Annotated in this window: 21 protein-coding genes; 4 read left to right on the forward strand and 17 right to left on the reverse strand. The window is 66.7% G+C overall.

The window, feature by feature from the left end:
- Positions 1–5: 5 nt before the first annotated feature.
- From FOB72_RS30730 to FOB72_RS30800, 15 genes are all read right to left on the reverse strand, one after another.
- The gene (locus FOB72_RS30730; RefSeq protein ID WP_150376994.1) at positions 6–914 is read right to left on the reverse strand and encodes a LysR family transcriptional regulator; all 909 of its coding nucleotides are present in this window, start codon (positions 912–914) and stop codon (positions 6–8) included.
- Positions 915–981: 67 nt separating this feature from the next.
- Positions 982–1,851 (reverse strand): LysR family transcriptional regulator, encoded by an 870-nt coding sequence (locus tag FOB72_RS30735; protein ID WP_150376995.1) that lies wholly within the window; start codon positions 1,849–1,851, stop codon positions 982–984.
- A gap of 11 nt (positions 1,852–1,862) precedes the next feature.
- Complete coding sequence (gene fghA, locus FOB72_RS30740; protein WP_150376996.1) at positions 1,863–2,711, reverse strand: S-formylglutathione hydrolase; 849 nt, start codon at positions 2,709–2,711, stop codon at positions 1,863–1,865.
- Positions 2,712–2,720: 9 nt separating this feature from the next.
- Positions 2,721–3,827: an S-(hydroxymethyl)glutathione dehydrogenase/class III alcohol dehydrogenase gene (locus tag FOB72_RS30745; protein ID WP_150376997.1), complete on the reverse strand. Its 1,107-nt coding sequence runs from the start codon at positions 3,825–3,827 to the stop codon at positions 2,721–2,723.
- A gap of 118 nt (positions 3,828–3,945) precedes the next feature.
- Entirely contained in the window at positions 3,946–5,316 is a 1,371-nt protein-coding gene (locus FOB72_RS30750) for an NTP/NDP exchange transporter (protein WP_411859889.1), read from the reverse strand.
- Positions 5,316–6,293 (reverse strand): aldo/keto reductase, encoded by a 978-nt coding sequence (locus FOB72_RS30755; protein WP_223851655.1) that lies wholly within the window; start codon positions 6,291–6,293, stop codon positions 5,316–5,318. Before FOB72_RS30755 ends, FOB72_RS30750 begins: the two co-directional genes overlap by 1 nt.
- A gap of 77 nt (positions 6,294–6,370) precedes the next feature.
- Complete coding sequence (locus FOB72_RS30760; RefSeq protein ID WP_150376999.1) at positions 6,371–6,865, reverse strand: Ohr family peroxiredoxin; 495 nt, start codon at positions 6,863–6,865, stop codon at positions 6,371–6,373.
- A gap of 15 nt (positions 6,866–6,880) precedes the next feature.
- Positions 6,881–7,633 (reverse strand): SDR family oxidoreductase, encoded by a 753-nt coding sequence (locus FOB72_RS30765; RefSeq protein ID WP_150377000.1) that lies wholly within the window; start codon positions 7,631–7,633, stop codon positions 6,881–6,883.
- Between the two features lie 120 nt (positions 7,634–7,753).
- On the reverse strand, positions 7,754–8,746 hold the full coding sequence (locus FOB72_RS30770; protein ID WP_150377001.1) for a LysR family transcriptional regulator: 993 nt from the start codon (positions 8,744–8,746) through the stop codon (positions 7,754–7,756).
- 79 nt (positions 8,747–8,825) lie between these two features.
- Positions 8,826–9,245: a cupin domain-containing protein gene (locus FOB72_RS30775; RefSeq protein ID WP_411859890.1), complete on the reverse strand. Its 420-nt coding sequence runs from the start codon at positions 9,243–9,245 to the stop codon at positions 8,826–8,828.
- A gap of 31 nt (positions 9,246–9,276) precedes the next feature.
- Positions 9,277–9,759: a carboxymuconolactone decarboxylase family protein gene (locus tag FOB72_RS30780; RefSeq protein ID WP_150377002.1), complete on the reverse strand. Its 483-nt coding sequence runs from the start codon at positions 9,757–9,759 to the stop codon at positions 9,277–9,279.
- Between the two features lie 160 nt (positions 9,760–9,919).
- The gene (locus FOB72_RS30785; protein WP_150377003.1) at positions 9,920–10,810 is read right to left on the reverse strand and encodes an RNA polymerase sigma-70 factor; all 891 of its coding nucleotides are present in this window, start codon (positions 10,808–10,810) and stop codon (positions 9,920–9,922) included.
- 410 nt (positions 10,811–11,220) lie between these two features.
- Complete coding sequence (locus FOB72_RS30790) at positions 11,221–11,547, reverse strand: c-type cytochrome (RefSeq protein ID WP_150377004.1); 327 nt, start codon at positions 11,545–11,547, stop codon at positions 11,221–11,223.
- Between the two features lie 28 nt (positions 11,548–11,575).
- Positions 11,576–12,841: a PQQ-dependent sugar dehydrogenase gene (locus FOB72_RS30795; RefSeq protein ID WP_150377005.1), complete on the reverse strand. Its 1,266-nt coding sequence runs from the start codon at positions 12,839–12,841 to the stop codon at positions 11,576–11,578.
- Between the two features lie 289 nt (positions 12,842–13,130).
- Complete coding sequence (locus FOB72_RS30800) at positions 13,131–13,484, reverse strand: hypothetical protein (protein WP_150377006.1); 354 nt, start codon at positions 13,482–13,484, stop codon at positions 13,131–13,133.
- A gap of 598 nt (positions 13,485–14,082) precedes the next feature.
- Between FOB72_RS30800 and FOB72_RS30805 the strand changes: the two genes are divergently transcribed.
- The 4 genes from FOB72_RS30805 to FOB72_RS30820 all read left to right on the forward strand — a co-directional run bounded on the left by FOB72_RS30805 (position 14,083) and on the right by FOB72_RS30820 (position 18,236).
- On the forward strand, positions 14,083–14,457 hold the full coding sequence (locus FOB72_RS30805; RefSeq protein ID WP_150377007.1) for a response regulator transcription factor: 375 nt from the start codon (positions 14,083–14,085) through the stop codon (positions 14,455–14,457).
- Positions 14,458–14,647: 190 nt separating this feature from the next.
- A complete protein-coding gene (locus FOB72_RS30810; RefSeq protein WP_317889546.1) occupies positions 14,648–16,369 on the forward strand; it encodes an ATP-binding protein in 1,722 nt (573 codons plus the stop codon).
- On the forward strand, positions 16,366–17,007 hold the full coding sequence (locus tag FOB72_RS30815) for a response regulator transcription factor (protein WP_150377009.1): 642 nt from the start codon (positions 16,366–16,368) through the stop codon (positions 17,005–17,007). Before FOB72_RS30810 ends, FOB72_RS30815 begins: the two co-directional genes overlap by 4 nt.
- 257 nt (positions 17,008–17,264) lie before the next feature.
- Positions 17,265–18,236 carry a helix-turn-helix domain-containing protein gene (locus FOB72_RS30820; protein ID WP_150377010.1) on the forward strand — a complete coding sequence of 324 codons (972 nt, stop codon included), beginning with the start codon at positions 17,265–17,267 and terminating at the stop codon, positions 18,234–18,236.
- A gap of 66 nt (positions 18,237–18,302) precedes the next feature.
- On the opposite strand, the gene FOB72_RS30825 is transcribed toward FOB72_RS30820, so the two are convergent.
- A complete protein-coding gene (locus FOB72_RS30825) occupies positions 18,303–19,655 on the reverse strand; it encodes a GntP family permease (RefSeq protein ID WP_150377011.1) in 1,353 nt (450 codons plus the stop codon).
- Positions 19,656–19,704: 49 nt separating this feature from the next.
- Positions 19,705–20,088, reverse strand: a complete 384-nt coding sequence (locus FOB72_RS30830; protein WP_150377012.1) for a RidA family protein — start codon at positions 20,086–20,088, stop codon at positions 19,705–19,707.
- Position 20,089: the final 1 nt, after the last annotated feature.

The raw sequence follows: 20,089 nt of genomic DNA on the forward strand, positions 1-20,089 counted from the left end.
GCCGCTCAGCCCTCGATATCGGGGTTCGCGCGCAGCGTCTCCGCCAGCCAGTCCATGAACGTGCGCACGGCCGAGTTGATATGGTTGCGATTCGGATAGACGATCGATAGCGGGGTGGTCAGCGTTCTCGCATCCTGCAGGATCTCGACGAGCCGGCCCTCGCGGACGGCCTCGGCCACATAGAAGCGTGTGGGCTGGATGACGCCGAGCCCGCGTACCGCGCTCTCGATATAGGCGGCCCCCTCGTTGACGGCGAGCCGTCCCTTCATGGCAATGGCAACCGGGCGGCCATCGTCGATAAACTCGAATGGCAGGATGCGTCCCGTGCGAGGGGAGGCGTAGTTGACGGCGACGTGATGCTCGAGGTCGGCGATGGTTCGCGGCACCCCATGCCGCTTCAGGTAGGCCGGCGACGCGCACGTGGTAATGCGCGCATCGCCGATGCGGCGGGCCACGAGGCTCGACTCCTCGAGCTCGCCCGCGCGGATCACGAAATCGACGCCTTCCTGGATCAGGTCGATATTGCGGTCGGCGATGCCGATCCGCACATCGATATCGGGATACTCGGCGTAGAACGCCTCGAGCGCGGGAATCACGAGCGATCTTGCTATCGAGCCGGACGTATCGATGCGCACCGTACCTTGCGTGACCGTGCGCGCGTGGGTCAGCTGCGCTTCCACTTCGGCAAGGTCCGTCAGGATCTGCTGGCAGCGCTCGTAATAGAGCTTGCCCGCATCGGTCAGGCTGACCTGGCGCGTGCTGCGGCTCAGCAGCCGCACATCGAGCTGCTCCTCGAGCGTCTGGATGGTGCGGCTGACCGACCCCCGGGGGATATCCATGAGGTCCGCCGTCTTCGAGAAACTTTGTGTCTCCGCGACTTTCGTGAAGATCCGGATTGCTTCCAGCCGACCCATTCGCGTGCCCCAACCCAAACGTAGTGTGAAGCCGCCAGTGTAACCACTGACCGCCCGGTTTGCGCCGTCAGGTTTCCGTGCCCAGCGCGGCAATCGTGGCATCGAGCAGCGCGCGCAGTCTCAGCACGCGCCGGAGGTCCTTGTGATAGCCCACCCACACGTCGCGGCCCGGCGGCGCGGTGTCGGTGTCGGTGTCGGTGTCGATACGCCGGAGGCCGTCGATGCGCGCGGCCAGCAGGCAGGGCAGCACGGCCACGCCGACGCCAGCCGCGCACAGGCGCGCCTGCGCCTCGCGGTTGTTGCTGCGGAACACGACATGCGCGTTGGGCAGCCGCGCATGGAGCCACTGCACGTCGGGCAGGTCCGCGAACGCGGTGTCCATCGTGATGAGGCCGATGCCCGTGCCATCTCCCGGTGTCGGCGCCGCGGCATCGCGCGCGGTATATAGCCCGTACTCCATGCGCATGAGTTTCCGCTGCGCGATATCGGGCGCGTCGAACGGCAGGATGCGGAACACGAGGTCGGCCTCGCGCCGCGACAGGTCCATCAGCCGGGACTCGGTCAGCAGTTCCACGCTGACACGCGGGTGGGCCTGCACGAAGGCCGCGATGACCGGTGCCAGCACATACACGCCGAACCAGTCGGACGACGACACGCGCAGCGTGCCCTCGAGCACGTCGTCATGGCCGGCGAGCGTGCGCTCGAGCGCCAGCGCTTCCTGCTCCATGCGCTCGGCATGGCCAAGCATCGCGGACCCTTCGTCGGTCAGTACCAGCCCGTCGGCGGTGCGCTGGAACAGCGCGTGGCCGACGGCCTCCTCGAGCGCGCGCAACCTGCGGCCCATCGTCGGCTGCGTCTGCCCGGTCGCGCGCGCGGCACCCTGCAGCGTGCCCGCCCGCGCGATGGCCAGAAAGATCCGGATGTCGCTCCATTCCATGGCGCAACGCCTCAGAGCTGGGCCGCGTGATGCCGGATATGGTCCTCGATGAAGGTCGAGATAAAGTAGTAGCCGTGGTCGTAGCGAGCATGGCGCCGCAGCGTCAGCGGCTGCCCCACGGCCTGGCAGGCCGCCTCGAACGCTTCCGGATGCAGCTGTTCGGCGAGGAATTTGTCGTCGAGGCCCTGATCGATCAGGATGCCGTTCGGAAACGGCGCCGACGCCTGCGCGGCCATGAGCGCGCTCGCATCGTGCTGGGCCCAGCGCGCGCGATCGTCGCCGAGGTAGCCCGTGAACGCCTTTTCGCCCCACGGGCATTGCGACGGCGCGGCGATCGGCGCGAACGCCGACACCGACTTGTACCGTCGCGGATGCCGCTGCGCGAGCACGAGCGCGCCATGTCCGCCCATCGAATGGCCGAACACGCCGACGCGGTTGCGATCGACGGGGAGGGACGTGGCGACGAGGTCGAACAATTCGTCGGCCACGTAGCTCTCCATGCGCCAGTGCATGCGCCACGGTGCCTCGGTGGCATCGACGTAGAAGCCCGCGCCCACGCCGAAGTCCCACGCATCGGCCTCGCCCGGCACGTTCGCGCCGCGCGGGCTCGTGTCCGGCGCAACGAGCGCGAGACCATGTTCGGCCGCGTAGCGCTGCGCGCCCGCCTTGATCGCGAACGTCTCTTCCGTGCAGGTCAGGCCCGCGAGGTAGAAGAGCCCGGGCACCGGCGCCGCGCCGGCGGCCAGCGCCTGCGGCGGCAGGAAGATCGAGAAGCGCATCGGCAGTCCGATCGCCGACGACTGATGGCGGTAGAAGCGCTGCACGCCGCCGTGGCAACCGTGTTCGGACAGCAGTTCCATGTGCGGGCCTTAGTAGAGCACCACCGAACGGATCGACTCGCCGCGCTTCATGAGGTCGAAACCCTCGTTGATGCGCTCGAGCGGCAGCGTATGCGTGATCAGGTCGTCGATATTGATCTTGCCTTCCATGTACCAGTCGACGATCTTCGGCACGTCGGTGCGGCCGCGCGCGCCGCCGAACGCCGAACCCTTCCATTCGCGGCCCGTCACGAGCTGGAACGGACGCGTCGAGATCTCGGCGCCGGCCTCGGCCACGCCGATGATGATCGACTTGCCCCAGCCCTTGTGGCAGCACTCGAGCGCCTGGCGCATGACCTTGGTGTTGCCGATGCACTCGAACGAGTAATCGGCGCCGCCATCGGTCAGCTGGACGATGTGGTCCACCACGTTCTCGACGTCGCTCGGGTTGATGAAATGGGTCATGCCGAACTTGCGCGCCATCGCTTCGCGCGCGGGGTTCAGGTCCACGCCGATGATCTTGTCGGCGCCGACCATCTTGGCCGCCTGGATGACGTTCAGGCCGATGCCGCCGAGGCCGAACACCACCACGTTGGCGCCGGCTTCCACCTTGGCCGTGAACAGCACCGCGCCCACGCCCGTGGTCACGCCGCAGCCGATGTAGCAGATCTTGTCGAACGGCGCGTCCGGACGCACCTTGGCCAGCGCGATTTCCGGCACGACGATATGGTTCGCGAAGGTGGACGTGCCCATGTAGTGGAAGATGGGCTTGCCGCCGATGGAGAAGCGCGAGGTGCCGTCGGGCATCAGACCCTTGCCCTGCGTCGACCGAATCGCCTGGCACAGATTGGTCTTGCGCGACAGGCAGAACTTGCACTGGCGGCATTCGGGCGTGTAGAGCGGAATCACGTGGTCGCCCGGCTTCAGCGACGTGACGCCGGGGCCGACGTCGGTCACGATGCCCGCCCCTTCATGGCCGAGAATGGCCGGGAAGATGCCTTCGGGATCGGCGCCGGACAGCGTGTAGTAGTCGGTATGGCAGATGCCGGTGGCCTTGACCTCCACGAGCACCTCGCCCGCGCGCGGGCCGTCGAGTTCCACGTCTTCGATGGTCAGCGGTGCGCCGGCTTTCCAGGCGATGGCGGCTTTGGTCTTCATGTTGGCTCCTTGGCGAATACAGATGCGGATGCGGGCCCGGTGCCCGCGAACAGGCCAAGACTATACGGCGATCGCGGCATGTCGGCCAGCGCCTGCGCGATTATCGGCTAGCGGCGCATTATTCCCGCGAAGTCAGCGTTTCCGCGAGCGGCGCATCGGCGGGCCGCGTTGCCTTCGGCAACTGTCCCTCGTGATGCCGCCCGAGCCACCACCCGAGCGCGGCCCAGGCGATGGCGAGCACCGCGCCCGCGAGCGCGACCACCGCGGGATGCCCGGACAGCGCATCGATCGCGGTCTTCACCCACGCGCTGACCGCGTCGCCGGCACGGTAGACGGCGGTGTCGATGACGTTCTTCGCCTTGTACTTGGTTTCCGGATCGACCACGGTGAACAGCATTTCGCGGCCCGGCCGCAGCAGCGCGTACTCGCCGACGCGCCGCACGATCATCGCGCCCGCGAGCACGGCAAAGGTCGGATGGAACGCGAGCACGACAAAGCCCACGGTGACGAGCAGCGGCACCGACGTGAGCAGGGCGGTCACGCCATAGCGCCGCGCCACGCGGCCCGAGAAGAACAGCTGCACGAGGATCGTCAGCGCCTGCACCGTGGCGTCGAGCGCGCTGAACACCTGCGTCTGCTGCGCGCGCGACGGGTAGGCCTCGGCCACGAGCCGCGCCTGCTCGAAGTACAGGAACGTGCTCGCGGTGGCGAGCAGGATCACGAACAGGCTGATGCCGAGCAGGTAGCGCGAGCGCATGACGAGCGTCAGGCCGGCCCAGAGTCCGCCGCCTACCGCGTGGGAAGGGTCGGTGGAAACGGGGCCGGCATCGTCAGCGCTGGCTAGCCTGCCGACCGCGCCGGCGCCTTCGCGCGCGCGCCAGCCGAACAGATATCCCACACCGGGCAGCGTGGCCGCCAGCAATGCCGCGGACAGCAGCATCAAACCCGTCAGCCCGATGCGCTCGACGAGCCAGCCGCCGAGCACCGGTCCCGCCAGCCCGCCCGTGCTGGCGCCCGCCGCGATCAGCGCGAACAGCCGCCGCGCCTGCCCGGGACGGAACACATCGGCCATGAGGCTCCATGCGACCGAGACGACAAACAGGTTGAACACCGAGAGCCACACATAGAACACGCGCGCGAGCCATACGTTGTCCGGCGCGCGCTGCGTGGCGAACGCGAAGGCCAGCAGGTTCGCGATAAAGAACGCGTAGACCCATGGGACGAAGCGGCGGCGCGGCAGCCATGCGCACACCGCGCCGTAGATCGGAATGGCCACGAGCATGACCACGAACGTGGCCGTGAACAGCCATTGCAGATTGCGGACGCCGCCCGCGATACCCATGGTCTCGCGCACGGGGCGCAGCATGAAGTAGCTGGCGAACAGGCAGAAGAAGAACAGGAAGGCGGCCACCACCGCGCCGGTCTCGCCGGGCTGGAGGCCGAAGCCGCGCAGCAGCCGGTTCGGCTGGGACTGTGGGGCGGGGGCAATCACGCCAGCAGGGCCGCGATGCGCGCGCGCTCGCGCGTGTCGGGCATGCGGCCGTGGCCGGCCGCGAGGTTGTCGGCCATGTTCTTCGGTTTGGACGTGGCCGGAATCGCCGACGTCACGGCCGGATGGCTGACGATGAATTTCAGGAACAGCTGGCCCCACGAGTTGCAGTCGATCTCGCCGGCCCAGTCGGGCAGGGGACGGCCCTTGACCGCCGCGAAGATATTGCCGTCCTGGAACGGGCGGTTGATCAGCACGGCCACGCCGCGGTCCCGCGCGAGCGGCAGCAGCACGTTCTCGGCATTGCGGTCGCCGGCCGAGTAATTGACCTGCAGGAAGTCCACGCGCTCGCTGCGCAGGATCTGCGCGAGCTGCTCGTGCGATTCGTCGCGATAGTGCGTGATGCCGATATAGCGAACCTTGCGCTGCTCCTTGAGCTGGCGCATCCAGCGCAGGTTCTCGCGCCAGTCGACGAGGTTGTGCACCTGCAGCAGATCAACGGTATCGGTGCGCAGGTCCGCGAGCGACTGGGCGAACTGGGCCGGCGCGTTGGTATGGCTCGTGGAGATCTTGGTGGCAAGGAACACGCGTTTGCGCGCTTGCGCCGGCTGCGCGGACGCGATCAGGTCGCCCGTGACGGCTTCCGAGTTGCCGTAGCTCGGCGCGGTATCGACCACGGCGTTCGACGCGTCGCGCAGCAGCAGCGAAAGGACTTCGACGAGTGGCGCGCGTTCCTCGCTGCCCTTGCCCACGTCGAATGTGCCCGAGGTGCCCATGCCGATCACGGGCAGCGCTTCGGTGGTGCCGGGAATGGTGCGGCGCAGCGGTGCCGCCACGGTAGCGGCGGCGGCCGTGGCGCCCAGCGCGCCCGGACTGACGGGTAGCGCGAGCGCGGCGGCGAGACCAAGGAAGGTGCGGCGGTCCAGAGTGCGGCGGTCCAGGGTTCGGCGGTCCAGGGTGCGGCGGTCCATTGACATGGCGGCGTCCTCAGCGTCGGGTCCGGTGACCATAGCGCTTTGGGCGTCGCTTGTAAACATGCGCGGGCCGGACGCCCTCAGTCCGCCTTCAGCGTGACGTGCCGGATCCCCTGACGCACCATCTTGGAGTACGGACAGACGCGTTCCGTCTGATGGATCAGTTCCTCGGCGATCGCCGCATCCATGCCGGGCAGATGCACGCGCAACTCGGCGGTCAGCATATAGAGGCCATCGACGGGATCGCGGCCGAACTCGACATGGGCCTCGACCCTGGCGTCACGGATGGGAATACCCGCGCGCGTGGCGAGCAGAAACATCGCGCCGTGGAAGCACGCGGCATAGCCGGCCGCGAACAGCTGCTCGGGATTCGGGCCGCCGCCGGGGCCTTCGAGATCCTTCGGCATGCGCAGGTCGAGGTTCAGGTCGCCTTCCTTCGAGCACGCGATACCCGAGGCGCGGCCGTGGCCGGTCTCTCCGCCCGTCACCACGACGGTGGCATGGTAGAGCGGCAGGAAGTCCCTGCCGGTGTACTTGTCCAGCAGCGCGGTGGATGGCGGGCGGAGGTCGGACATGCGCGAACGTCCGGACTAGCGCTTTGCCTGCGAGGCGACCCACTGTTCGAGGCCGATGTTGCCGAGGCGTGCCTGGCCGGCCGGCACGAGCGTGTCGTCGGCGAGTCTTGCGCCGAAGTACCGGGCCTCGGGGTCGCTCACGATCTTGCGCGTGTCGCCGGTGAGCGCAAAGTACCGCGTCATCAGCTCGCTCATGCGCAGGCGGTCCGGGCCCGCCGTTTCCACGATGCCATTGACGGGCGAGGCCAGCGCGGCATCGGCGACCGCTTCCGCCACGTCGTCGGAGGCCATGGGCTGGATATACGCGGTGGACAGATGCACGGCGTCGCCCTGCGTGCCGGCCTGCGCGATGCCGCCGAGGAATTCGAAGAACTGCGTGGCCTGCACGATCGTGTAGGGGACGCCTGCTTCGCGGATCAGCGCTTCCTGCGCGATCTTGGCGCGGAAGTATCCGCTCTCGGCGAGCTTGTCGGTGCCGACGACGGACAGCGCGACGTGGTGCTTCACGCCTGCGGTCTTCTCCGCCGCCAGCAGATTGCGCCCCGACGTCTCGAAGAACGCGAGCACGGCCTTGTCCTCGAACGAGGGCGAGTTGGCGACATCGACCACGACGTCCGCGCCTTGCAGCGCCTGCGCGAGGCCTTCCCCGGTGAGGGTGTTCACCCCGGAGGCCGGCGACGCGGCCACCGCCTCATGCCCGCGCGCGCGCAGCAACGCGACGACCTTGCTGCCGATCAGGCCCGTGCCGCCGATGACGACGATTTTCATGATGTATCCCCAGCAATGAATGAATACCTCATGGTAGTCAGTGACCATTGGTGCCGGAAGCGACGTCAACGGACGCAGCGTGTTGCCGTTCGGGCACCAATGGCTGGCGGCTTGCGCTCGTCAGAGAGGAAACGGCAACGCGATATCGAGTGCCCGCGTTCGCTCCGTCACCTCGTCGATAAAGACGCGAATGCGCGAAGGCAGCTGCTTGCGACTCAGGTAACAGACATAGTGGCCGCGGTCCGCGGGCGCATAGCGGCCGAGGCAGGCCACGAGCCGTCCATCGCGCAGCGGTTCGCACGCCTGATAGGCCGCCAGCTGCGCGATGCCATGCCCCGCGAGTACCGACTGGAGCACGAGATCCGCGTCGTTGAACGTCTGCCGCGACGACGGTGCCAGCGTGAGCGGCCGGCCGGCGACCTTGAATTCCCACTCGGTGATCCGGCCATTCGTCCCGCGATGCATGACGCATCGATGCGCGGCCAGCTCGTCGAGCGTGGCCGGCAGCCCATGCGCGCGCTCATAGTCCGGCGAGGCGCAGGTGATCAGCTGCATCGGAATCAGCTGCCGCGCGATGACCTGACTGTCCTCCATGCGCCCATCGCGAAACGCCACATCGACGCGATCGCTCGTAAAGTCGGCGGGCCGGTCGTCGAGCTGGAAATCGAGGGAAATATCGGGATAGCGCGCATGAAACGCCCCGAGCATCGGCGCGATCACGCGCCGACCGAACCCGGTGGCCGCGCGCACCCGCAGATGCCCGCGCGGCGGGCCGCTGCGCAACTCGTGCATATCCTCGATGGCCTGCGTAATCCGATCCATCCCCGGACTGCAGTTCTGGAAGAAGGTCTCGCCCTCGCGCGTCAGCGAGGTGCTGCGCGTGGTCCGCACGAACAGCCGCGCGCCGAGTTGTGCCTCGAGCTTCTGCACATTGCGGCTGACCGCCGAGCGGCCGATGCCGAGCCGGTCGCCGGCCCGCGCAAAGCTGCCTTCGCTGACCACGGCGAGAAATGCGACCACCCCGGCATAACTGGTCGCAAAGCTCGTCGCGAGCGGGTCGGCGGAGGACGCGACGGCGGAAGGGGAGGCTGGAGTGCGGGCAAGAGTATCCATACCCGCATAGACGAGCCACGGCCGCTGCTTGTGACAACGACCGTGCAAAAAAATCGCCGTGTGCCCCAGCCGGGGAGGGTTACTTCACCGGCGTCAGGATCGGCGCGCCCTTGTCCTTGAGCAACAGCACAAGGAATCTGGCGGGCTGCGTCTTGCTGGCATTGCGCCCCACGGTATGGACATCGCTGGGACCTTCGTGGAACGACTGCCCCGGTCCGAGCGTCACTTCCTTGCCACCCTTGACGCCCATGACGATCGACCCTTCGAGCACGTAGATAAAGCCATGCGCGTCGTGGCGATGCACGGGATCCGCGGCACCGGGCGCGTACTCGACGGTGATCATCACCGCTTCCTTGCCCGGGTAGTCGGGCAGCGCCTGCGTCATCACGGGCGTGACGGTCACGCCCTCGAAGCCGGCGGCCGCCAGCGCCGGGCGCGCCACGGCGAGCGCGCCGGCCAGGCACAGCATCGTGCCCAGCCGGGTGCTCCACTGCGGCATGCCGAAACCAGTCTTGGCATTGCCCATGGCGTTACTCCAGGTTGGCCTTGGTGAGCCCGAACATCTTGTCTTGCGTGCCCGGCTCGCTCTGGAACGCGATGTTGACGCGGTTCCAGGCGTTGATGGTCATCACGTGGTACGTCAGGTCGACGAGTTCCTGCTCCGAGAACTGGGTACGCACGCGTTCGTACACGTCGTCGGGCACGCCGTGCGGGGGCAGCTGCGTCAGCACTTCGGTCCACGCGAGCGCGGCGCGTTCGCGCGGCGAGAACAGTTTGGATTCGCGCCAGATGGCCACGTGGTAAAGGCGGAGTTCGCGCTCGCCATGGATCTTGGCCTGCTTGACGTGCATGTCGAGGCAGAATGCGCAGCCATTGAGCTGCGAGGCGCGGACTTCGATCAGATGCTGGATCGGGCCCTCGATCTTGCTGGCCTTGCCCAGCGCCATGCTGAACTCGGCGAACTTCTTGAACAATTCGGGGGCTTGCTCGATGTAGTTGAGGCGTTGCGTCACGGTGGCTCCTGTCGATCTGAGGGATGGGATCCCGGCGGGAGGGCCGGGGGACCGTGGCAGCCCAGGGGCCGCCGCTCAGAAGAATCTTAGGGAGCCGGAGCGCGCTCCGGTAGGCATGTGGAGGGGCTCATATTGTTGAGCGCCGGACACCAATGTGGCGTCAGGCCGCCAGCCCGGCGCCGCGCCCGGCGGCAATGCGCGCGAGCTTGTCGGGATTGCGCTGCACGAGGATGCGCACGATGCGCTCGCCGTCGGTCTCGTACGACTGCGCGGACTCGAGTGTCTCGTCCACGTATCGCAGCAGTGCCCATTCGCCATTGAGCCGCACGAGCTCCACGCGCACCGCCGCGCCAAAGCGGCGGTGCCCCGCGTAGAACAGCTGCGCGATACGGCGCCCGCCCTTGAGCGGCCACGGAAAGCTTTGCGTCTTGCCGCCGCCGTCGCCGATGAGTTCGGCATCGGGCGCCAGCATGCCGCTGAGCGTGGTGAAGTCCCCGACCGCCATCGCGTGCGCGAACGCCTGCAGCAGCCGGTGATGGATCTCGCGCGGCACCGCGAAGCGGGGGCGCTCTTCGCGGACCTGCGTGCGTGCGCGGCTTACGAGCTGCCGGCACGCGGCCTCGCTCTTGCCGACGATGGCGGCCACCTCGCCGTAATCGACGTCGAAGACTTCGCGCAACAGGAACGCCGCGCGTGCCTCGGGCGTCAGCCGTTCCAGCACCCTCAGAAAGGCCACGGACAGATCGTCCGCGCGCTCGCGCAGTTCCTCGGGCGTCGGCGGCGAGGCCTCCAGCAACGGCTCGGGCAGCCAGATCCCCGCATAGTGCTCGCGCTGGACCCTGGCCGCGCGCAGGCGGTCGATCGCGATGCGCGTGGTCACGGCCACGAGCCACGCTTCGGGATTCTCCACGCCGTCACGGTCCGTGCCGTGCCAGCGCAGCCAGGCATCCTGCACGGCGTCCTCGGCCTCGGCCACCACGCCGAGCATCCGGTAGGCGATACCGAGCAGGCGTGGGCGAAGCTGATTGAAGGTCCGGGTGAGGTCGTCCATGGAGGCGTCGTCGGAAAGTGCCGAGCAGTGTCGCGCGAGTGGCTTCCCGCGACAAGCCTCTTTTGCAGGCTTTCGCGTGGCGGGTGGCCGGTGAGGGCATCGGAAAAGGCTGATTCCGGTGGGGGTGTTTTGAGAAACGTCCCATATACGGGGAGGGGGGCGATGCGAAGAATGGCTCTGTCGCCGCGTCGTGGCGATCGTTGCGCAGTCGGCGCCGTGGCGCGCGATGGAAACCGGTTCGGCGCAGAAAGGAGAACCCCTGCATGTATCGCATGACCTGTCGCGAGACATCGGACTTCACGATCCCGCCCTTAATACGCGGGGTACCGTCGTGACGGTGTCTTGAGGGGCCGGACGGTCCCATCGGGGACCGTCCGGTTTACAGGCTTGGTAACGGCGTTACGACATTGTCACTGGGGCTTGAGGCCGTTGTAGAACGCGGCGAGATTGGCGATGTCCGCGTCGGACAGGGGCTTCGCCATCATGTTCATCATCTCGTCCTTGCGCTTGCCCGAGCGGTAGTCCTTCAGCGCCTTGATCAGGTACGGCTCCGTCTGCCCCGCAAGGTTGGGCGCTTCGGGCAGCTTGGACATGCCGTCGAGACCATGGCAGGCGGAACACTGCACCGCCTTCGCGCGGCCCGCCTGCGCGTCGGCGGCCATGGCTGGCACGGTGCCGGCCACGAGGGCCGTGGCCAGCGAGAAGCAAAGCACCGCGTTCCGTAACGCTACCGTCATGTTGACCCCTTCATTGAGACTCCTTCATTTACTTTGCCCCGGCATACGAGATGCGATAGATCGCGCCGGCATAGTCGTCCGACACCAGCAGCGACCCGTCCGCGAGCGGCATCACATCGACCGGGCGGCCCATGTATTCGCCGGTGGGCGTAAGCCAGCCTTCGGCAAAGACCTCGGTCTCGCCCGCGGTGCCGTCGGACTTGACCGCCGTGTACATGATGCGCGCGCCGATCGGCTTGGTACGGTTCCACGAGCCGTGCTCGGCCGCGAACACGCCGCCCTTGTACTTGGCCGGGAACATGCTGCCCGAGTAGAACGTCATGCCGAGGTCGGCCGCATGCGCGGCGTATTCGACTTCGGGGAACACCACGTTCGCGGGCACCTTGGCATCCTTGTACTCCACGGTGCGTACCTTGCCGCCGCCGTACCACGGGAAACCGAAATTCAACCCGGCCTTGGGCGCGCGATTGAGTTCGCCCGGCGGCTGGTCGTCGCCCATGCCGTCCACCTGGTTGTCGGTGAACCACAACACCTTGTCGGCCGGATTGAAGTCCATGCCGACCGAATTGCGGATGCCGAGCGCGAAGACCTCGCGGTTCTTGCCGTCCTGATCCATGCGGATGATGCCCGCGAGGCCGGCCTTGTCGAGCGCGGCCAGCTTGTCCTTCGGCGGCACGTTCCACGGCTGGCCGAGCGTGATGTACAGCTTCTTGTCCGGACCGATGCGGCAGGTGCGGGCGCCGTGGTTGAAGCTCTCGAACTCGGTCGGAATCAGCTTGCCCTGCGGCACGACCACGCCGGCGGCCACGTCGGGGCCGCCTTCGCCGAAGAATTGCGCGGCCGGGAACGCCAGCACGCGGTTCTGCTCGACGACGTACAGCACGCCGTCGGGCGAGAAGCAGACGCCGTTCGGTACCTTGAAGGCGATCGACGTGGCAAAGGCCACCACATCGTCGGCCACGCGCCGTTTGGTGCGGTCCGTGATCTGCCAGACGCGATTCTTGCGCGTGCCCGCGAACACCACGCCCGTCGACGGTTCCACCGCCATATGGCGCGCGTCGGGCACGACCGCATAGAGCTCGATCTTGAAGCCCTGCGGCAGCTTGATCGCCTTGAGATTCTCCCGCAGCGCGTCCGCCTTCTGCCCGGTCTGCGGCACGCTTTCGGGCGTGGCGGTACCGGTCGGCTTGAACTGCTGGAGCTTGCTGAGATTGTTGTCGGCCGCGAAGGCCGGGGTGGCGGCGGCCAGCCACGCTGCGGCGGCCAACGGCAGGAGCCTTGGAAGGTAGCTCATGGGATTGTCTCCGGAGGTTTCTGTCTACTTTTGAGCCCGCGACTGCAAAAGGAACAACCATCCAACGGAACGTCGCCACGTTCGCTCGGATCCCCTGCCTGGCGGGGTGATGACACGACGGGTATGACAGGAAAGAGCTTAGGACAAACTTTTGTGCTGTGGAAAGCTCGATTTCCGGAGGAGACGGGTGGGGACCTATATCTAGGTATAGGGAGCGGGACGCTGTGAGCGGGCCGCAACGGGCCCGGAGGGCCCCCCTGGGGCGGGGGACCCGATAAAAAACCGGGGCTTAGCCCGCCGTGTGCTTCCCATCCTGGTCCGGCGGCGCCGAGACGCCGGTCCGGTCCATCCCGGCGAATACGCCGGAGAAGCCGTTGGAAGCGGTATGGCTCGAGCCATCGGGCAGCCAGTCGGTCATCCGGCTGATGGCGCCGTTGCCATCGTCGGCGCGCCCGCGCGCGCCTTCCGCGTAGGGGTCTCGGGCGCCTTCGGCGTAGGGGTCTCGCGGTCCGTTATGGAACGTGTAGCCATAGCGGTCACCGGAAGTGGCGCTCGTGCGCGGCTCCGAGGCGGAAGCGTTGGCGAGCGAGGCGGCGCCGGCGATCAGGGCGGCCAGCGAGAAATGAATGATGCGTTGCGTCATGTCGAACTCCGCAGAGAGTCAAATGGGCATCTGGTCTGCTCCCCAGCCAGGGCCCTTGTCGAGGGGCGGTGTGGATTCAAGACATCCCGGCCGAGGTGCCACCCCCGTGCACCACGGCCGTGCCTGAATCCTAGGGAGCAAGGCGCGCGAGCGCAGCCATCCATGCGGACGCCCGGACCGCGCATAGGTCTCGGGACCCTATCCGCCTGTATGGGCGTGGCGATGCAGAAGGGCAGCCCGTGGTGAAATCGGGATGGGAAACGCCGAAACAGGGATTGGGCACCGGGAAATGCGAGCGGAGTGATGTGTGCGTTTCCCGGCATTGACGCGATGCGGCATTTTGTCGCGTGAATGGGGTTTCGCTTTTGTCCGACATCGCAGACAATGCTGCCGCTGACGATTGCGTAGTAGTACGTAGTGGTTGCGCACTCGATCACGTTTTCCGCAATTCGCACGGACTCGGGCGAGGGGTTCGCCTTCGCCCGCCTATACGAACATATAGTTATCCGGGCGGAGGGCCACCCCTATGATCCGGCCCACGGGTGCTGCGACGATTGGGTTGCAGATCGCCGCATGCTCACGAGGCTGGGGTACTCGCTTGCAGAACACGCTGATTGTTGCAATCGTCGACGATGACGAATCCGTTCGCCTGGCTACGTCCAGGCTTGTCCGTTCGCTGGGTTGGGAGGTGCGGCCGTATGATTCGGCGCGCGCGTTCCTGGACTCGGGAAGGATTGGCGAAGCGGACTGTGTCATCACGGATTTCCAGATGCCTGGCATGACCGGGCTGGAGATGCAGCGCACATTGACCGAGCGCCATTATTCGGTGCCGGTTATCTTCATCACTGCCTACTGCACGGATGCGGTCAGGCGGCAGGCGCTCGACAGTGGCGCGATGTCGGTGCTGCCGAAACCCGTGGATGGTGCATCGGTGAAGGCCTGTCTCGAGCGGGTGGCATTGGACGCGGGATAAATTCCCGCAAACCACGCACGCCCCCAGCACGGAACATCGCACGGACCCTCGCATCGAAGTCCCCGGCCGCGGCGCCGGGTGGTTTGCCACGCGCGCGCCGTGGCACAATCGGCTCCCCATGCATCCCAACTCCCGAATGCTGTCGATCATCGCCGGGGTTTGTGCGTTGACCATATTCATGGTCGATGCGATGACCCCACTGGACATCGCTATCGCGGTGCTCTACGTCGTTGTCGTGCTGCTGGTGGCGTCCACCGGCTCGCGCAAGGCCACCATCACCGCCAGCGCGATCTGCGCGGTGCTGACGGTGCTCGGCTATCTGATCTCCACGCCGCCGAATTCCGGGGTGGCGCCGCTCGCGCGCTGCTTCGTCAGCCTGCTGGCCAACAGCACGGCCACGCTGCTGGCCTTGCGCGGGCTCGGCAACACCGCGCGCCTGCGCGAGCAGATCCAGATGCTGAACCTCACGCACGACGCCATCGTCGTGCACGACATGGACGACATCATCACGTTCTGGAACCGGGGCGCGCATGAAGTCTACGGCTGGACGGCCGCCGAGGCCGTCGGCCAGTCGATCCACGCGCTGACGCGCACCACGTTCCCGATCCCGATCGAGCATATCCACGACGAACTGCTGCGCGTGGGCCACTGGGACGGCGAGGTGCAGCGCGTGCGCAAGGACGGCCAGCTGCTGACCATTTCCAGCAGGTGGGCATTGTGGCGCGACGCGCGCGGTAACCCGGTGGCGATCGTCGCGACCAGCAACGACATTACGGACCGCAAGCGCGCGGAAGCCGCGCTCGCGCGCAGCGAGGCGTTCCTGTCCGAGGCCCAGCGGCTCAGCAAGACCGGGAGCATGGCGCTCCAGCCGCCGTACTCGGAAATGACGTGGTCGCCTGAAGCGTATCGGATTCTCGGTTACGATCGCGATGTCACGCCGTCGCCGGAGCTCATCGCCGCGCGCACGCACCCGGACGACCTTGCGCGCGTCAGCGCGTCCCGGCAGATGTTGCGCGAAGGGAAGCCCTATATCGATCTCGAGCACCGATTATTGATGCCCGATGGCAGTATTCGGTATGTGCACTTCGTCGCGCGGCGTACCAACGCCGCGCCGCTGCTTCCGGAGTATGTGGGCGCGCTGATGGACGTCACCGATGCGGCTGTCACGCAGGAAGCGTTACAGCGTTCGCAGGCGGAACTCGCGCACGTGACGCGCGTCACAACACTCGGCGAGCTGGCGGCATCCATCGCCCACGAGGTCAGCCAGCCGCTGGCGGCGATCGTGACGTGCGGCGACTCGGCCGTGCGCTGGCTGGATCGCGCGCCGCCCGATATCGCCGAAGCCCAGCTGTCGATCGGGCAGATGGTCCGCGATGCGCGCCGCGCCACGGATATCATCCATCAGATCCGTTCGATGGCGAAAAAGCGCGATCCGGTCTACGAGCGACTGGACCTCAACGTGCTCGTAACGGAAGCCGCCAGCCTGGTGCGGCGAGAATTCCAGGCCAACCGCGTGGAGCCGGATATCCGGCTCGCGCCGACGGCACTCTATGTGTCGGGAGACCGCGTGCAGCTCCATCAGGTCCTGATCAACCTGCTGGTGAACGCGGTACAGGCGATGGCGTCCATTCGCGACCGCCGCAGGGATTTGTGGGTCGTCACCGAGCGCGTGCAGGGCGTGCGCTATGCGGCGATCACCGTACGGGATGCCGGCTGCGGATTTCCGCCGGCGGATGCGGACAAGCTGTTCAACGCGTTTTACTCCACAAAAAAGGACGGCATGGGAATGGGGTTGTCAATCTGCCGCTCGATCGTCGAAGCCCATGGAGGAAGAATATGGGCCGAATCGCCTCCGGAGAGAGGTGCGACGCTACGGGTGGAACTTCCGTTGCATGAGGAGGTACTCCAATGAGTCACGGGACGGACGGTGCCGCGGGGAGCGCGATCGTCTACGTCGTCGATGACGACGAATCCATGCGCAACGCGGTGCGCATGCTGCTGCGGTCCGTGGGATTTCGCGTCGAGGTGTTTGCCACGGCCGCGGAGTTCCTGGAGCAGGAACTCGAGGATGCGCCCAGCTGCCTCGTGCTCGATGTTCGCCTGAAAGGGCAAAGCGGGCTGGCCGTTCAGCAGCAGATCATGGAGGAGCGGGTACCCATTCCGATCATCTTCATGACCGCGCACGGCGACATTGCGATGTCGGTCAAGGCCATGAAGGCCGGCGCCACGGACTTTCTCGCAAAGCCGTTTCGCGATCAGGACATGCTGGATGCGGTGGCGGACGCGCTCGCGCGCGACGAGGAACGCCGCAATTCCGACCGTTCGCTGTCCGAGCTGCGACGACGATACGACTCGCTCACGCCCCGTGAACGCGAGGTAATGGCGCTGGTGACGCGCGGGCTCATGAACAAGCAGATCGCTTCGGAGATGAGCCTCAGCGAGATCACGGTCAAGCTGCATCGCGGCCAGGCCATGCGCAAGATGGCCGCGCGGTCCCTCGCGGACCTCGTTCTCAAGGCCGAAGCCCTCGGCGTGGCGCCGGCCAACTGACCGCCGATGGCGTACCCGGCCCGGATCCGCGATGGATCCGGGTTTGGGATGGAGGGCGTCCCCGGATGGGGCGGTAGCGGGCGATTCCGCAAAAACCGGGCGTCACCCTATACAAAGGTATAAGGTCTACAAACTTAATCACGGCGTGCGTAAACGGATGTCTGTCTGGTTGTCGGCAAGCGGCTGATATACCTTGGAAGGCATGTTGGCGGTGCATGGTTGCACTGCCTTGCCAACCCCCAGATAGCAGGTTTGACATGACCGGAACTACCGCATACAGCCCCGATATCAGTCCTGAACTCGCCACCCCGGTGCGCCCCGCGTTTGCCGACTCCCCGATCGGGGAGGAGGTCAACTGGCGTGAACACTCGGCGGGGCTGGACGCCACGGCCGTGCGTTCCCGGCATGTCCCCGTGGCACGCTGGATTCGCCCCGACGCGGGCCCGCTCGAGGTCAGCCACGATGGCTTCGACGCGCATCACTGCATCGGCCTGAGCCTGCGCAGCCTCAATTGCACGTTCCAGTCGGCGGGCCGGCTGATCGTCCAGGGCCGCGTGGCGGCCGGCGCGGTGCAGATCACGGCGCCGCGCGTGCCCGTCAACGCCACGTTCGAATCGGCCAGCGACGTGCTGCACCTGTTCGTGCCGCAGGGCGTGCTGGCGGATTGCCATCAGGATTTGTTCGGGCGTCCGCACAACGGCGATATCGTGCTGTCGGACCCGCGGCTGATCACCGATACGACGATGGAACGCCTGGGCCAGGCACTGGCGATGGCGCATACGCAGGACCCGAGCCTGGGCCGCCTGTTCATCGACAGCGTGAGCCTCGCCATCGTGTCGCGTCTGGTCAGCAACCACTTCAACCGCGTGGCCACGCAGTCGCGCCACGTGTCGGGTCTGCCGGCATGGCGCCTGCGCCGGGTGGTGGAATATATCGACGCGCATCTCTCGGAGGCGATCGGCCTGGCCGATATCGCCGAGAGCGCGGGCCTGACGCGCATGCACTTTGCCGCGCAGTTCCGTCTTGCCACCGGCCTGCGTCCGCACGAATACCTGCTGCGCCGCCGGATCGAGCACGCACAGGATCTGCTGCGCGACGACAAGGGGAGTGTGCTGGACGTGGCGCTGCGCTGCGGCTTCCGCTCGCAGGCGCACTTCACGACGGTGTTTCGCCGCTTCGTGGGGGATACGCCTTACCGCTGGCGCAGCAAGGTCGCCGTCACGGGCTAGGCGGCGCGCCGCGCGCGGCGCGTTCCCCTCTCCCGCGGGGAGAGGGGAGCGGGGCAGGGGGAAGGGTCAAACGATTGTGGCCAGTCCCAGCGTCAGCAGCAGTGCCACCACGGAGATGATCGTCTCCGCGACCGACCAGGTCTTGAAGGTCTGGGTCACGGTCATGTTGAAGTACTCCTTCACCAGCCAGAAGCCCGCGTCGTTCACGTGCGACAGGATCAGCGAGCCGGCGCCGGTGGTCAGCACCAGCAGTTCCGGACGCGTGCCCGGCACGCTCGCCGCGATCGGCGCGACGATGCCGGCCGCCGTGGTCATCGCCACCGTGGCGGAACCCGTGGCGATCCGGATCAGCACCGCCACCAGCCAGCCCAGCACGAGCACCGACACGTGCGCGCTCGTGGCCACATCGACGATGGCGTTCGAGATGCCCGAGTCGCGCAGCACGCGGCCGAAGCCGCCGCCCGCGCCGACCACGAGCGTGATGATGGCGGTAGGCGCCACGCACTCGTTGGTGAACTTCAGGATGGTCTCGCGATTGAAGCCGCGTGCCTTGCCGAACGTGAAGAAGCTCACGAGCGTGCCGATCAGCAGCGCCATCACCGAGTTGCCGATCAGCTTCAGGAAGTCGTTGGCAAACGTCTTGGGCGTCGTGAACAGGTCCGCCCAGCTGCCGATCAGCATCAGGATTACCGGCAGCAGGATCGTGAACACCGTGATGCCGAAGCTCGGCAGTTCATGGCGTTCCGCCGCTTCCTCGGTCAGTTGCTCGGCCAGCGGGTTGATCGCGGGCAGATCGACGTAGCGGTCCATCAGGCGCGCGAACAACGGACCGGCGATGGCGGCCGTGGGAATGCCGACGATCAGCGCGTACATGATCGTGCGGCCCATATCGGCACCGTAGGCGGACACCGCGAGCAGCGCGGCCGGATGCGGCGGAATCAGGCCGTGCACGACCGAGAGACCCGCCACCATCGGAATCCCCACGAGCACCATCGACGTGCCTGTACGCTTGGCCACGTTGAAGGCAATGGGCACGAGCAGCACGAAGCCCACTTCGAAGAACACGGGCAGGCCGACGATGAACGCGATGGTCACCATGGCCCAGTGCACGTTCTTCTCGCCGAAGAAGTCGATGAGCGTGAGCGCCACGCGCTCCGCGCCGCCGGACTCCGCCATCATCTTGCCGAGCATGGTGCCCAGCCCGATCACGAGCGCGATATGCCCGAGCGTGCCGCCGACGCCGGCCTCGAACGACTTGACGATGTCGCCCATCGGCATGCCCGACGAGAAACCGAGCAGCACCGAGACCACGACGAGCGTGATGAACGGGTTGAGCTTGAACTTGGCGATCAGGATCACCAGCGCGATCACGGCGATCAGCGCGTACACCAATAGCGTGGTTCCGGTTACGGCACCCATGTTGTCTCCTTACGGATGTATGTTGATTGGCTCGTTGGGGAAAAAGGAATTACCGCTTGTAGGCGATGCAGTCGATCTCGACCTTGCAATCGACGACCATCGACGACTGCACGCAGGCGCGGGCCGGCGGGTTCGCGCCGAAATACTGCTTGAAGATCTTGTTGAACGATGCGAAGTCGCGCGCATCGTCCAGCCATACGCCGCAGCGCACGATGTGCTCGGGGCCGTAGCCCGCCTCGGCGAGGATCGCCAGCACGTTCCGGATGGCCTGATGCGTCTGCGGCACGATGCCGCCGTCGACGACTTCGCCGTCGACCATCGGGACCTGGCCCGAAACATAGAGCCAGCCGTCGGCGCTGACCGCGCGGGCAAAGGGCATGTGCTGGCCACCGGTGCCGGTGCCGCCTTCCACGCCGTATCGTTTGATTTCCATT

The sequence above is a fragment of the Cupriavidus pauculus genome, from assembly GCF_008693385.1.
Classification (GTDB): domain Bacteria; phylum Pseudomonadota; class Gammaproteobacteria; order Burkholderiales; family Burkholderiaceae; genus Cupriavidus; species Cupriavidus pauculus_D.